The 14,954-nt window shown below is 41.3% G+C and carries 11 protein-coding genes and 1 pseudogene; 6 read left to right on the top strand and 6 right to left on the bottom strand.

Translation table 11 applies throughout. The annotated features are described in order from the left end of the window. Positions 1-15 precede the first annotated feature (15 nt). From AB9N12_RS01270 to AB9N12_RS01260, 3 genes and pseudogenes are all read right to left on the bottom strand, one after another. Positions 16-1,503 carry a hypothetical protein gene (locus AB9N12_RS01270; protein WP_369889124.1) on the bottom strand — a complete coding sequence of 496 codons (1,488 nt, stop codon included), beginning with the start codon at positions 1,501-1,503 and terminating at the stop codon, positions 16-18. Positions 1,504-2,106: 603 nt separating this feature from the next. Further along, positions 2,107-3,148 (bottom strand): annotated as a pseudogene (locus AB9N12_RS01265) (ISAs1 family transposase). A 544-nt stretch (positions 3,149-3,692) separates the two neighbouring features. Continuing rightward, entirely contained in the window at positions 3,693-4,844 is a 1,152-nt protein-coding gene (locus tag AB9N12_RS01260) for an IS4 family transposase (RefSeq protein ID WP_369888970.1), read from the bottom strand. 645 nt (positions 4,845-5,489) lie between these two features. Between AB9N12_RS01260 and AB9N12_RS01255 the strand changes: the two genes are divergently transcribed. Together AB9N12_RS01255 and AB9N12_RS01250 are read left to right on the top strand one after the other, a co-directional pair. Then, complete coding sequence (locus AB9N12_RS01255) at positions 5,490-5,876, top strand: hypothetical protein (RefSeq protein ID WP_369888972.1); 387 nt, start codon at positions 5,490-5,492, stop codon at positions 5,874-5,876. Continuing rightward, positions 5,842-6,825 carry a transposase gene (locus tag AB9N12_RS01250; protein WP_369889123.1) on the top strand — a complete coding sequence of 328 codons (984 nt, stop codon included), beginning with the start codon at positions 5,842-5,844 and terminating at the stop codon, positions 6,823-6,825. The genes AB9N12_RS01255 and AB9N12_RS01250 overlap by 35 nt, the downstream gene beginning before the upstream one ends. A gap of 117 nt (positions 6,826-6,942) precedes the next feature. Here the strand turns inward: AB9N12_RS01250 and AB9N12_RS01245 are convergent, their stop codons facing one another. From AB9N12_RS01245 to udk, 3 genes are all read right to left on the bottom strand, one after another. Further along, positions 6,943-8,301 carry a transposase gene (locus AB9N12_RS01245; protein ID WP_369889122.1) on the bottom strand — a complete coding sequence of 453 codons (1,359 nt, stop codon included), beginning with the start codon at positions 8,299-8,301 and terminating at the stop codon, positions 6,943-6,945. A gap of 187 nt (positions 8,302-8,488) precedes the next feature. Further along, positions 8,489-9,880 carry a transporter substrate-binding domain-containing protein gene (locus AB9N12_RS01240; RefSeq protein WP_369889121.1) on the bottom strand — a complete coding sequence of 464 codons (1,392 nt, stop codon included), beginning with the start codon at positions 9,878-9,880 and terminating at the stop codon, positions 8,489-8,491. 23 nt (positions 9,881-9,903) lie between these two features. Further along, positions 9,904-10,515, bottom strand: a complete 612-nt coding sequence (gene udk, locus AB9N12_RS01235; protein WP_369889120.1) for a uridine kinase — start codon at positions 10,513-10,515, stop codon at positions 9,904-9,906. 113 nt (positions 10,516-10,628) lie between these two features. Between udk and AB9N12_RS01230 the strand changes: the two genes are divergently transcribed. The 4 genes from AB9N12_RS01230 to AB9N12_RS01215 all read left to right on the top strand — a co-directional run bounded on the left by AB9N12_RS01230 (position 10,629) and on the right by AB9N12_RS01215 (position 14,831). Then, positions 10,629-10,928 carry a Dabb family protein gene (locus AB9N12_RS01230; protein WP_369889119.1) on the top strand — a complete coding sequence of 100 codons (300 nt, stop codon included), beginning with the start codon at positions 10,629-10,631 and terminating at the stop codon, positions 10,926-10,928. 15 nt (positions 10,929-10,943) lie between these two features. After that, positions 10,944-13,001 carry a cytochrome c biogenesis protein CcdA gene (locus tag AB9N12_RS01225; RefSeq protein ID WP_369889118.1) on the top strand — a complete coding sequence of 686 codons (2,058 nt, stop codon included), beginning with the start codon at positions 10,944-10,946 and terminating at the stop codon, positions 12,999-13,001. A 151-nt stretch (positions 13,002-13,152) separates the two neighbouring features. Beyond that, a complete protein-coding gene (locus AB9N12_RS01220; RefSeq protein WP_369889117.1) occupies positions 13,153-13,755 on the top strand; it encodes an RNA polymerase sigma-70 factor in 603 nt (200 codons plus the stop codon). 86 nt (positions 13,756-13,841) lie between these two features. Beyond that, the gene (locus AB9N12_RS01215) at positions 13,842-14,831 is read left to right on the top strand and encodes a FecR family protein (RefSeq protein ID WP_369889116.1); all 990 of its coding nucleotides are present in this window, start codon (positions 13,842-13,844) and stop codon (positions 14,829-14,831) included. The last annotated feature ends 123 nt before the right edge of the window (positions 14,832-14,954 follow it).

The following is a 14,954-nucleotide window of genomic DNA, read 5'->3' as shown; positions in this document are numbered from 1 at the left end:
GTATTTTGTATAAGATTATTCAATGGATAATTTACGAATCACTTTGTTCTGTGTGTCGGCTACATATACAATAGTTCCATCACTATTGACTGCTACTCCGCAAGGGAAGTGGAATTTGGCAATTTCCGGACCTCCATCCTTATAACCCTCCGCTCCCGGCAGACCGATGGGGGTGGTTACGACTGCTCTTTCTTTCGGTATAGTAGTATCTATCAAACGGATACAGGAGTTGCCACTATCAGCGATGTACATTTTTCCGTCATCGGTGAAACAGATCTGGCGCGGATGCCTGAATTTAGCATTCTTCAGCAATCCGTCTTCCCAACCTTTTCCGTTCATAACTCCTTCGTAGATTGCTTTTCCTGCGTATGACTCTCCGTTGTACGTGTCTTTATCTTCTGGAGTGATCTTGGATACGTCCACTCTCCAAATCTGGTGAAAGTCAGCAAGAGATACATAGAGTACGTTTTCCTCTCCTTTAATAGGGCTGAATGCGATATAGGAGTCACTTCCTGCTCCGCCGCCATCGCCTATTGCCACGTTAGATATTTTCTTTAACAGAATTTCTGCTGTACGGTTTTTAGGATTGATTCGAACCAATTGCCCTTTCCACATGACCGTATAAATCATGTGATCCAGCTTGTTGACTACAAAGCAATGTTTCCAGTTGTTTTCGTCTACGGTCCTGAGTTCCTCTGATTTCAACACTGTTCTATATCTGGGAATATAGTTTAGAAGTTTTTGCATATCATAATACTTCATGCCGGCATCATCCGGGATATAAACTGCTTCAGCATCTTTTTCATCAGAATAAGCCGGTGCATTAATTAATCCCACTCCATATTTTAATGCAATGGAAGAATTGTTGGCGATGGAAATCATCATAATGTTTCCGTTTACAACCCCACCTTTTTCATTACGGCAGCTTATGTTTGGTTGCTTGGCTTTTCCACTATGCAGTGAACGCTCTGATACGAATATATTATCTTCACTGTCTATACAGAGATAGGTCGGACAAGAGAAAGTACATGTGGCAAGGTCACCACCAACGGTATTGGTGTTACTATTGGGAGACGCAAGTCCTGCTACCGTACTAACACTGGTTTGTGTCTTGTATAGGAATTGGTCTGGTGCTTTGCCTATGTATTCCTGACCGTCGGGTGTTTTTCTTTCTACAAGAATATTCATCTCTCTTTTGAAGGTGAGTCCTTTGGGAACAAATACATAGATTCTGTTACCGTTACTGCTGACTAATCCGGCAGGATGCCTGATCTCGTCTATATCTTCAAAATAGACTTTCATGCCAGTGGTATCTGTGCCGAAGTTGTGGCCTTCAATGATCATCGGAGTGGCTATACCTCCGGAATCAGGATAAAATTCTGTAATTTCAATAGGCTGGTTTGGGTTGAACCCGCTGCTTCCATTGATGTCGTCATCTGAACAGGAAGCTAACCATGCGAAAGCTGTAATGAACAGCATCCAATAAACTCTTCTTTTTCGCATTGTTTTCTGTGATAAGAGGTTAATAATTAGATTGGTAAAAAAGAGAAAGGGAGAACTACTCTTGTGTATCTACAATGTAGGTACAACTAGGGTATACATACAAGAGGTATACGTTTGTTTTGTTATGAGTAAGTTTGATAATATATAGGTGTGTTTAACTGCTATTATTCATCTTCTTAGATTGTTGGTATTGAAGTTGATAATGGATTCAGAATACATTTCAAAACTATTCTGATCTGTGCTGAAAGAAAAATAGAAAATGAGAGTAATTTCTCTGTTTTTGAAAGGTGGAGGTCTGTTAGTAGGAGTTTTCATAAATGTTAATTTAAGATTATGATCATATTGATTAATTAGGCTAAGTTGTAATAGGACTTGGTATAATTTTATATAAATACCTTATGTAAAATGGATTATTGGGAGGATACATGTTTAAGATGACAAATTATAATAATTGAGATTATAAAAATAGTGTTTGTTGACACGGCTCTTTCCATTTAAGATAAAAATATGGCCATACTCCCCCTTACTCGGTTCAATACGATCCGGGTAAATTGTTGAAGTTTGTATTTCAGTCAATTATCTTTTTATCGAAAATCGTTTTTTTTATTTTGGGGCTGAGAATCTCAGCAGCTTGGTAAAACTCATGGAGAATCCCCTCATGAACTCAGTCATTCCTTTTCTTTTATCAGACCGTTTTTTGCAGCGTCCTTTCCAAATAGAGAACAGTGAGTGAACAATCCTTTGGATAGTGTCGAGATTCCAGGCTGCTTTCGTGGACTTTCGCTTTACCCAGTCTTGCAGTAGGTTGAAATCCAAACTCCAATGCATGCTCTCTATTGACCAATGTTTGCGTATGAGGGAACCTAACCGGGGCGTGTCCATGGGCAGGCCGGATACATAGATCCGTCTTTCTGAAGTATGTGCTCCGGTTGATTTCTTGACCGTGTCAGCTTCAATTTCAATAATCGTAAGACTTTCTCCCCATTTCTGCTTGTCAGCGATGATATCAAGACCGTCATATATACGGTATGTCCGCGTCTCAATCCTGCCGTGCTCCAATTCAGGTCCCTCGGTGTATGCGTGCTGCGGTTGACACTCTTTTAAGTTTGTCCTCGATACCGTAGCGCAGGGTCCGCTGGTTTGCCTTGAGTTTGATAAGGAAATCGCCTCCCTTCCTTCTGATCAGGTCTATGATGTCTTTCTCCATCAACATGGCATTGGCTGTGACTGTCTTGCCGGATATGTCGATTTTGCCAATCAACAGGGGGACGGCCTTTATCTCATTGCTCTTTTCCTGACAGGCCTCGGTGGCCAATGTGATGCCAGTGTCGTACGAATATGCCGACACGATGTCCGGGTTGCGGCCGTTCTCCTGTATGGTGCCGCGCTCTGCCTTGCCGTCCATACAGATTATCTCCCTGCTGCATTCGGATTTTAGCAACTCCCCATGGAATGCCTCAGCAAGTTTCTGCATTTTATCAGCCGGACTGAGGTCATCAATGCCTTTTTCAATCCGGCATAGCGTCGGTTCTGAGGACACGCCGTTCTTAAGCATTCCCATTGAACGGAACCTTTTGAGATTACGCCCACCGAATTCTATTATCTCAGCTCGTCCGATGCATTTCGAGGTCCGGGCGAGAATCATCAGGATGAGGAAGTCATTGAGCTTATGGCGTATATTTCCCTTGCCTAACCTGCGGAAATTCGGGACTGACGAGGCAAAATCCATCAGTCTCTCCATGATGCTGCCCTGAGGGCAAAAACGGTGTTTCTTTTTATTGTCATTAAGTTGAACTATTTGTAAATCAGGAGAATAATGATTATTTTGCGTAGCAAAAATCGAGGCAGAAAGCAAAAAAAACAACCCTTTTACGCCTCTTAAAAATAATATTCGATGAAAAAGAAACATCGAAAGTGGTGCTTCGGCATCGCTGTACGCAAATTTAGGCATTTTTTACCATAAAATACGGATTTCACCAACAGATTATGGTAAATCAGTGTCAACCGATATCCTTAGATGCTCGGCCTATAAAAAATAAGACCATTTTTGAGAGAACAAAACAGTTTTAAATGGAAAGAGTCGTGTATTTGTTGATAATTAAAATCAATATTGTCCTAAATAAATTTTGAGCATGAGCTAACTGACTATACTGTTAAGTATAGCCTCGAGAGTTCAAAATCAATCCCCCCTAATCGTTTTCGATGGTTTCGGGAGGTGGTGTAAATGGTTGATCAAGCCATTTTTGGAGGTCGATTTTGGTAAATGTGTTCAGCCGGAGCGTGACCACAAGGTTAGCCAATGCCCATTTGTATCTTGCGATGTGCTTTAGCCATGTCAGAATCAGCATTGTAGTCATAGCAGTCCATATTTGGGTCTCTACGGCATTGCGGGATGTGCCGATAAAGCTCTTGATGCGTAGCAGTTGCTTGAGGTTGCGAAAGAAGATTTCTATGTTCCACCGAGCCTTGTACAGAGCCGCTATGCTTGATGCTGCCAATGTGAAGTTGTTTGTGAGTAACTCAATTTCAAAACCGTGTTCATCGTTCCATACTGCGATGCGACGTAAACGTTTGGGATATTTGGATTTGGCCGCCGAGAGTTCGAACTCGATTATTTCGTCAATAAGTACATTCTGAGCGTGTTTTTCAGGCAAAGGCAACTCCTCTATGGCTTTGTACCGGATATTGTCTTTATGACGCACTACAAAGAACACGTTGCTGCTGTCCCAATTATTCAGCAATGAGTAGTCACAGTAGCCTCGGTCGGCTACTACAATACTATACGGATGTAACTCAATATCAAAAGCAGCTTTGTTGTCGGTGGTTTTGCCATCGGTGATATTCACGAACTCCGGCAAAAGACTGTCATAGTCCAATAGCGTGTGCATCTTGACCGCCCCCTTGGTGGTAGTGTAATGTGCCCAGTCATATATTGACAGAGTCAATGACACCAATGTGGAGTCGAGCAGTTTTATCGGCATCTTGAAACGGAACTTTCTTCGTTGCCATAGGGCTTGCTGTCCGAAATACTGAAACAACGAGTAGAATATGCCGCGAAAAACCGAACTGTCTCGGTTGGCGTTCTGATATGCTACCGTTGACTTGGATGGTGCACGGTTGATTCCCAAATGATTGAGGTTGCCGGTGGCTGATTTCAGCCCGTTTGAGATATCTCTGACTGAATCACATCCTGAGAATTGGCTGAAAATCATGCTAACAAACTGACTCCATGTATTGTAGCCCTTGCAATGCTTGTCTGACCCCGAAGATTTTATGATTTTCCTGATATTTTCTTTCGGGAGATGTGATATTACCTGTGCGAAAAGTGTTATATTTGCCATAGGAAGTAGATGAGTTGGTAGCTCGCTACTAAGGTAGTCATTTTACCTTAGTTCTACTTCCTTTTTATTTGTTCCCCCCAATTTATTTAGGACAATATTGAATTAAAATAAAAAAGATCTTGTATATTTCAATTTTATTCATAACTTTGCATCGCACATGCAATAAAATATATACTTAATAGCCTTTGAATAACCTATGGGAACAGTAGAAAATATACTTTTGGGTATAAAAATACCAAGTCCTATTACGACTTCTTCAAAATTATTCAATTAGGCATAAGGGTTCTATTACTCTTCAGGATGGAAAAGTAATGCTAATAATTTAAATAATTAGGTCGATTTTTCCTTTGAAACTAATTAGAGGATTTTTCTTTTGAGTTTTTTCTGGCTTATATATATTAGATTGTTCTACCCAAATAGTCTATCTAATACTGAGAAAATAAATATTTTCAGGAATTCTTTAAAACGGGAGATCATCCTCACTACATGAATGAACTGCACTCCTTAAGTTTTGTGTTCAATCTTTTGGAATGCAGTTTATTGTAATGAGGGTGATTTTATGAATTTGAGACCTATTGGGGTTCACCGGTAAAATCATGTGGTCTTCTTCTCTCCAATTCTTATCTTTGCCTTCAAAAAACTCTTATGACTAGTTACGATACTCTTTTAGTTCTTGCTCGCTTCATACTCCCAGCTGACCTGTTGGAGTGTTTTGATATTGTTAAAATAGAGAACACCGCTGAAATGTTAACCATTCATTTAGATGAGCAAAATCTTCCTCCCTTGTCCTCTAGGGTTCACTCTTTAGAGTCCAAAGGTTTTCTTCCTCCGGTTTATATTCGTGATTTTCCTATCCGTGACCGTAAGGTAAGCTTATGTGTACGGCGTCGTAAATGGCTCGACAAGGAAACTGGTTCTATCATCTGTAACACTTTTGAGCTTACCGCTCAGGGAACGCGACATTCAAAAGAATTCGCGTCTTTTTTAAAAGGATTGCTTGGAGAAATACCCGATTACGGCCCGCTCTCTTGAACGTTATTATCATATTGACGGTGATCAGTTTGAGCGGCAATATAAAGAGTATCTAAGTGACTACCGCATGTGGGATCAACTGTCCCATGCCGCAAACTGGCTGCTGTTTTCCGAGAACCTGGGACCGTACTTGAGTATTGATGAAACTTCCCTTTCTAATGGTGAGTTATATACTATAATCATCAACAGAGAGGCACACGGTGGTAAAGGTGCTATCGTGGCTATTGTCAAGGGTACCAAGGCTGACGATGTCATAGCTGTGCTAGAACAAATCCCTGAAGAAGCACTTCGGATGGTGCGGGAGGTCACTCTTGATTTGTCAGAAAGTATGCGCAAGATCGTTCGCAGATGTTTCACCTCGGCTATCCGTGTGATAGATCGCTTCCATATTCAAAAGCTGGCGTGTGATGCTGTACAGGAAATTAGAATCGGACACCGTTGGGAAGCTATACAAGAAGAGACTGATGTCAGGCAGGAAGCTAAAGGTCTGAAAAAGAAATATACCCCTTTTACCTTTGAGAATGGTGATACACGCAAGGAATTATTGGCAAGGAGCCGGTATCTGCTTTTCAAATCTGCTGAAAAATGGACTGAAGCACAGAAGCTCAGAGCTACAGTCTTATTCAGAGAATATCCGGATATTAAACGGGCATATTCACTTAGTCATTCTTTAAGAATGATTTTTAATAAACGATCGATAAAGGCAGGAGCAAGAACCAATTTAGCGAAGTGGTATCAAGAAGTAGAACAATCTGGATTTGACTCGTTTAACACAATAGCTGCTACATTATATGACAGAAGTGAGCAGATACTAAACTTCTATATTAATAGGGCATCAAATGCTGCTGCAGAATCATTTAATGCGAAAGTTAAACAGTTCAGAGCACAACTTAGAGGGGTTATAGACATACCCTTTTTCTTGTATAGACTAACTAAAATTTATGCATAAAACCACAGGATTTTATCGATGACCCCACAAGACTTTACCGGTGACCCCTTATCTGACAATACATGAAGTTCCGGAAGAAGTCTTCTGACCTCTTCTGATTCTTTCAGTAAACTCATATCATGCAGCTTTCCCCGTTCTGTTCCTGATCTTGTCAATCACCAGTATGGCATTTGCTGTATGTATTCCGAAGAAAATCCACAGGATTTCCGTCTTCTTGTTCCTTGCCTTTATCCTTGCGAGCGAGTAATGTTGCTTTTGAGTGCCGAAGCTTCCTTCAAGCCGTGTGGCCCTTTCTTTTGAGAGTTCGCTTCTAAGCAGCTTCCTCAAAGGCTCATCTTTGCCCTCCCTTCCCTTGCGCACAAAGGATGTGGATATCCCATATTTAGTACAGAACTTTCTGTTGGCATTATTGGCATATATGGAATCGGCAGCCACACATCTTACCCTTACATTCATCAGCTTCTGCTGCATACGGATACAGTCCTTCAAGCGTATCCCCTCATTGAAAGCCTTGAACGAGAGGTGTTCGATGAACGATATGCCGTCTATCTGTATATTATTGACCTTTGCACCGAACTCGACGGACTTGGTTTCCTTGCCTCTGACGATGGGACGTACATAATGACGGTCGATGCTGATGATGCGGTCACTGACTTTTCGCCCTTCAAACATTTCCTTTTCCTGTACAAGCACCTTTCTGATGATGGAAAGACGCTTATGGTAATCCTGTGTATATCGGAGTAAAGCACCGTACTCGCTATGGAGCCCATCCCTTTGACTGAGGAGCTTTTCAAGAAGCTTGATCATACGGCGCTTAAGCATTCTTGTCCTTGAAGCTCTCCTCTTTCTTTTCTTGCAGTAGGACAGATAGGATTCCGCCACATTCCTGTATTTGTTGCGCGGACGCCTTATGCCCAGATCCCTGCAATGCCGGCATATATGACTGTAGAGCCATTCGATGCTTTCCCAAAGGAGTTTCATGTCCGTAGGAAAACGCATGTGGCTCTCATAGCATGTGGCATCGGTCATGCAGACGTGAAGGTTATCAAGATAAGGTTTCCAGTGTGAAGCCAGGATCTCCTGGAAGGAATCAATGTCAAGGCGGGATGCTATCTCATTACGGATGGCACTGACTATCTTGAAGTTGGTTATGGGAAGGGACGGGGGGATCATGATGCCACAGAACATCTGGTAGTGTATGTTCCCGTTCAGATGTTCCACCAGTTTCCTGTCGGAGAATCCGGTGTATGCCTTCAGGACCATAAGGGCGATCTTTGCGGAAGGACTGAATATGTTCCTGCGGCCCAAACGTTGTTCAGACAGGCCTGCGGCTTTTGCCATACGATCAAATGGAAAGACCGAATGAAGCCTGCCAAGCTCACTCTCATGAAAACTCTTGCGGTATTTTTCCAGAATATCAAATTCTGTAAAGCCCAAAGTTGGGTGGATTTCTGAAATTTTTTGTATCTTAGCCATATCTTAGTTGGGGAATTTCCCCCGTTTGGGCCGTCAAACCTTGTTTTCGGGGGAATACCTAAAGATACTAAAAAGCCAACTAATTCGCAATAATTTGTGTATGAATTAGTTGGCTCATTTTATAATATTTAATGAATGTCCCTGTGTGTGCTTATTTGATAAAGGAATAGAAACAGTCTGATTTATCTCATGCTTTGATTTTCCTTTTGTAGGATTCGTAGCGAGACATAATATCACGAACGAATTTGCAAGTCTCGATACCACGGAAATATCCGTTTTTACAGACGGGATCGGTGAAGTATTCTTCATTACTTTTGAGCAAGATGAAGTTTTCTACATTATCTTTCCAAACCAGTTTGTTTTTCCCATATTTTTCAGCTAGAGCCATTGCATCATATATATGCCCTAAACCGGCATTATAAGATGCCAAAATGAAGTTTAGTCGTTCCTGTTTGTCAGGAATCATGCTGAAACTGCGGTCGGTGGCAGCGATATATTTAATAGCCGCTTTCACACTTTCCTCCGGATTCTGTTCCTTGCCGGGTGGTACTCCCATTGCCCGGGCGGTGGCAGGCATTAACTGCATGAGCCCTTTGGCACCTGCCCAAGATACAGCTGTGGTGTCGAAATTAGATTCAGTATAAGCCAGTGATGCTAGCATACGCCAATCCCATCCGATATTTTCGGCATACTTTCTGAATAAATCATCATAATGAGATATTTTTCCCTCTTTCAATGAAAGAATAGGAGAGTGGTGCATCATTTTACTATTTTCGAAATAGCGTTTCATACTGGCTGTATAGGCAGGAGAAGTCATGTTTTCTTGATGCCATTTAGTAGCTGCGGCTGCCAGTTCGGGACTACTTTTTCGTACCGCCCACGAAGATCGTTGGTCGAAGCTGATGGACAGGTCGATATTTAAACTGGGATAATAAGTCTTATTCAGTTTTGCCAAATTATTGTCGGCCACCGTATATGAAATTTTTCCTTGCGCCACTTGTGTAATCAAGTCCTCAATGGTGATACTGTCGTTGGTGACTTCATGAATCCGGATACCTTCTCCTAATTCGCTGTTCAGATTGACAAGGCGGTCGTAATATTTTCCAGGTTTTACGTATATATCTTTTCCGATCAGTTCGGTTACATCTTTTAAAGGCTTCTGTTTCCCTCTTCCTTGTTGAACGATTACCTGATGAGTGATGATATCTTCACCACAATAAAGAAGACTGTCTTTCCATTTTTTAGTGACGGGCAGATTGTAGGCAATCATGTCCCCTTCGCCTGCCAGTAATTTTTGGATCAGTTCATCAACGTTATTGGCTACTTCAAATCTAAGCTTCAGTCCTAAACTTTTGGCGAACTGTTCACTAAGTTCATACTGGAATCCCATTTCTTGTCCCCGATAAATGAAATAGGAAGTGGAGCTATATAATGTCAATACAACGAGTTCACCACTATCTTTTATTTGTGGAAGATCATACGCAGTTTCGTTCATCTTGTTGTGATACTTATTCCGGCATCCGAGCATACAACAAAATAAAATAAAGAATAAAGGAATACTCAGTGTTTTGACACTCATTCTTTGATTTTTAATTTATAATTTTAATGTTTAAGGTGCTTCTTGATGTACATGGTCAGTATGTCAATAGCTATCTTATTATTGCCTCCTTCCGGTATAATAAGGTCGGCATATCGTTTGCAAGGTTCGATAAATTGCAGGTGCATAGGCTTTAAAATCCGCGTATAGCGTTCCATGACAGCTTCGGCAGTACGTCCCCGTTCGATAACATCTCTTTGGATAACACGTATCAGACGTTCGTCAGGATCGGCATCAACAAATATTTTGAGGTCCATCATATTGCGTAACTTTTTGTCACATAAGGCAAGGATCCCTTCAATGATAACCACTTCACGAGGTTCGATGTGAATCGTTTCGGGCTGACGGGTACATGTGAGATAAGAATAGGTAGGCTGTTCGATGCTCTTTCCTTCTTTTAGCGTCATAATATGCTTGGAAAGCAGACTCCATTCAAAAGCGTCCGGATGGTCAAAATTGATATTCTGGCGTTCTTCAACCGGCACATGGCTACTGTCCTTGTAGTATGAATCTTGTGGCAAGAGTACAACTTCCCCTGCTGGGAGGCTTTCTATAATTTTCCGTACAACGGTGGTTTTTCCGGATCCCGTTCCACCTGCTATTCCTATAATTAACATTTCTTTAAATGTATATTTGAATTAAATGAAGTAATTTTGCATAATTATTAATCTAATGTGCTAAAGTCTTTAGCCAGACAAATATAGAAACAATTCATTAAAATAACAACGTAATGGTAAAACACATTGTATTATTTAAGTTAAAAGACGAAGTTCCTGCTGAAGAGAAACGGATAGTCATGACTAAATTCAAGGAAGCGATCGAAGCTCTTCCTGCCAAAATTCCTGTCATTCGCAAGGTAGAAGTCGGATTGAATATCAATCCCGGCGAAGCATGGAATATTGCTCTTTACAGTGAATTTGATACATTGGAAGATGTGAAATTTTACGCAACACATCCTGACCATGTCGCTGCCGGCAAGATTTTAGCTGAAACGAAAGAAAAACGTGCATGTGTAGACTATGAATTATAAAATCCGATAATAAAGATGAGAAAGACAATTTTATTCCTGCTTTTAAGCTTTGTTGTATATGCTTTGCAAGCGCAGATCAAAGATCCTGTAAAGTTTAAAACAGAGTTGACGCCTCTCTCCGATACGGAGGCAGAGGTGGTGTTTACAGCTACCATTGATAAGGGTTGGCATGTTTATTCTACCGATTTGGGAGATGGAGGTCCTATTTCCGCAACATTTAATGTTGATAATAAATCCGGTGTCGAGCTTGTTGGAAAACTGAAGCCTGTAGGCAACGAAGTATCTACTTTCGATAAATTATTTGAAATGAAGGTACGTTATTTCGAGAACACGGCGAAGTTTGTGCAGAAAGTAAAATTCACGGGTGGAGCTTACCTAATTGAGGGTTATCTGGAATATGGAGCTTGTAATGACGAGAGTTGTCTGCCTCCTACCCAAGTGCCTTTCAAGTTTTCAGGAGAGGTGAAAGCCGGCAATGCTACTGCAACGAAAACTGGGCAACCGGAGCAGAAGGTAGTGGATAAGCCAAAAGAAGAGCCTGTTCCTGTTGCTGCGAAAGATTCTTCTGTGTTGGTGGAACAGGTTCCTGCAACTACAACGGAAACTGCTACGGACATTCAGCCGACTGTTGCATCCGGTGATCTTTGGAAACCGGTGATCAGCGATTTACAAGCCTTGGGAGAAGATCATGGTCAGAAAGATATGTCTTGGATATATATATTCATTACAGGTTTCCTAGGCGGATTGTTGGCTTTGTTTACTCCTTGTGTTTGGCCGATTATTCCGATGACAGTCAGTTTCTTCTTGAAACGGAGCAAAGATAAAAAGAAAGGAATTCGTGATGCATGGACATACGGTGCATCTATCGTAGTGATTTATGTAGCATTGGGCTTGGCTATTACCTTGATTTTCGGTGCCAGTGCATTAAACGCTTTATCTACTAATGCTATTTTCAACATTCTCTTCTTCCTGATGCTGGTGATCTTTGCTGCTTCATTCTTTGGAGCGTTTGAAATCAGATTGCCGTCGAAGTGGGGGAATGCAGTAGATAGCAAAGCTGAGTCTACGACTGGACTGTTAAGTATCTTCCTGATGGCTTTCACACTTTCATTGGTATCTTTCTCTTGTACGGGTCCGATTATCGGGTTCCTGCTGGTACAAGTGTCTACAACAGGAAGTGTAGTTGCCCCGGCAATTGGTATGTTGGGATTTGCCATTGCTTTGGCGTTGCCATTCACGCTTTTCGCCTTGTTCCCGTCTTGGCTTAAATCGATGCCGAAGTCTGGTGGATGGATGAATGTTATTAAGGTTACATTAGGTTTCCTTGAATTGGCATTTGCGCTTAAATTCTTGTCAGTGGCTGATTTGGCTTATGGTTGGAGATTGCTTGACCGCGAAACATTCTTGGCTTTATGGATTGTCATCTTTGCCATGCTTGGATTCTACTTGTTGGGCAAGATCAAGTTCCCGCACGATGACGATGATAATAAGGTGGGAGTAACCCGCTTCTTTATGGCATTAATCTCTTTAGCATTTGCCGTATATATGGTTCCCGGTTTGTGGGGAGCACCATTGAAAGCCGTATCTGCATTTGCTCCGCCTATGCAGACACAAGACTTCAATTTGTATAAGAATGATGTACACGCGAAATTCGATGACTATGATTTAGGAATGGAATATGCCCGTCTGAATGGAAAACCGGTTATGCTCGATTTTACCGGATATGGTTGCGTAAACTGCCGTAAGATGGAAGCAGCGGTATGGACAGACCCGAAAGTGAGTGATTTGATTAATAACGATTACGTATTGATTACACTTTATGTAGACGAGAAAACAGCATTGCCTGAGCCTATCACGGTCGTTGAAAACGGTACCGAACGCAAACTGCGTACCATTGGTGATAAGTGGAGTTATTTGCAACGTGTGAAGTTTGGTGCCAATGCCCAACCCTTCTACGTATTGTTGGACAATGAAGCCAAACCGCTGAACAAGTCATACGCTTATGACGAGGACATCTCCAAGTATATCGATTTCTTACAGACGGGGTTGGAGAATTATAAAAAAGGGAAATAACGATTGCTCTGATAATGTCCGGTTTTGAATAATGGATAAAATAAAAGCGGTCTCATCGAAAGTGTGAGATCGCTTTTATTTTTTTATTTCAGAAAAAATACATACGTTTGTAACATCATAACAATACCTTTGTACCCAAAATAAAGAAAATATGTACGCAACAGACACTCTTATAAATGATCGGGAATTAGTTCTTCGCCTGATAGACGGAGATGAAGAGGCCTTTTGCGAACTTTATGCCGCTTATAAAAATCGTTTGCTTTACTTCGCCCTGAAATTCGTCAAGTCCCGTGAATTTGCGGAAGACATTTTCCAGGATGCATTTACAGTAGTCTGGCAAACTCGGCGTTTCATCAATCCCGAAGTCTCTTTTTCTTCCTATCTTTATACTATTGTGCGCAATCGTATTTTGAATCAATTGCGGGACATGGCCAATGAAGATCATCTGAAAGAACAGATTCTTTCTCAAGCGATTGATTCAACAAACGAAACGAATAATTATGTTCTGCTCAATGATTTGAAAGAGATTATTGCCCGTGCATTGGAGCAATTAACGCCCCGCCAGCGTGAGGTATTCAAAATGAGCCGTGAGCTTCAGATGTCGCATAAAGAAATAGCCGAAGCATTGGGTGTTTCTGTTCATACTGTGCAAGAACATATTTCTCTTTCTCTAAAAGTGATTCGTTCCTACTTGACTAAATATTCAAGTACATCAGCCGATGTACTTTTGATTCTAGTGTGCTTGAATTTATAATAAATGTTAACTACACCCTAGATCTTTTTTACTTTTGTGTATTACTTATACAAAGGGAAGGAAATTAATATCCCTATTTTGAATAGATGATGAAAGATACTAAGACAGAAAAAGATAAATTGCATCGCTACTTGGATGATTTTTATACCCGAGAAGATGCTTCGCAGTTGCTGCAAAGTATTAAGGATTCAGAATACCAAGATATCTTGGATGAACTGGCAGCAGAGATTTGGGAAGAATCCGGGAATCTGAAACTTGGTAATGATTTGGAGCGAGAGAAATATAAGAGAGAGGCACGCCAATTGCTGAAGCGTATTGAACACAAAAAACGTACATGGCTCCACCGGGCATCTGCGGCAGCCGTCAGTATAGCAGCTGTAATAGCCATTATCATAGGGAGTGCCAACTTTTTCCGGTATATGAATCGACAAGAGGTTACACTGGCTGAAATCACCACTTCCTTTGGTGAGAAAAGGCAAGTGATTTTGCCGGATGGGACTCTTCTGGTTCTGAATTCTTGTTCGCAAGTGCGTTATCCGGATCGTTTTGTTGGAGATCTCCGTGAAGTGGAACTTGAAGGTGAGGGATATTTCCGTGTTGCCCGCAATGAGAAGATGCCATTTGTTGTAAGGACGAAGCGTCTGGATGTTCAGGTGTTAGGTACCCGGTTTGATGTAAAATCCTATTCAACAGATGAAATTGTGTCTGTGAGTGTGGAAAGTGGTAAGGTACAGGTTGATTTGCCGGAAGCGATGATGAGGTTGACTGCTAAAGAACAGGTACGTATCAATACCGTTTCCGGAGAATATAGTAAGAAAACTGAGGATAGAGAAGTAGCTGCCTGGATGAAAGGCGGGTTACGTTTTTACAGCACACCTATCCGCGATGTGGCAAAAGAACTCGAACGGATATATAATTGTCGGATTACTTTTGCTCCCGGTCAGGATTTCAACAACTTGATTACCGGTGAACATGATAACAAGAGTTTGGAAGCGGTACTAAAATCCATTGAATTTATCAGTGGTGATATCAAATACAGGAAAGAAGGCATCAATGTGCTTCTTTATAAAGAATGAGATGGATAATAGATAATGTTTAACCTTTAAAAAAAATAATAGATGAAATTTGCTCCTTCATGAACCTCCCCAAAATGATAGAAGCACTCCAAAGGAATGCCTCTATCCGCAATCCGGACGGAT

It is taken from the genome of Bacteroides sp. AN502(2024) (assembly GCF_041227145.1).
GTDB lineage: Bacteria > Bacteroidota > Bacteroidia > Bacteroidales > Bacteroidaceae > Bacteroides.
Note: the sequence above shows the minus strand (reverse complement) of the source record. Positions and strands in the feature narration are given on the sequence as shown.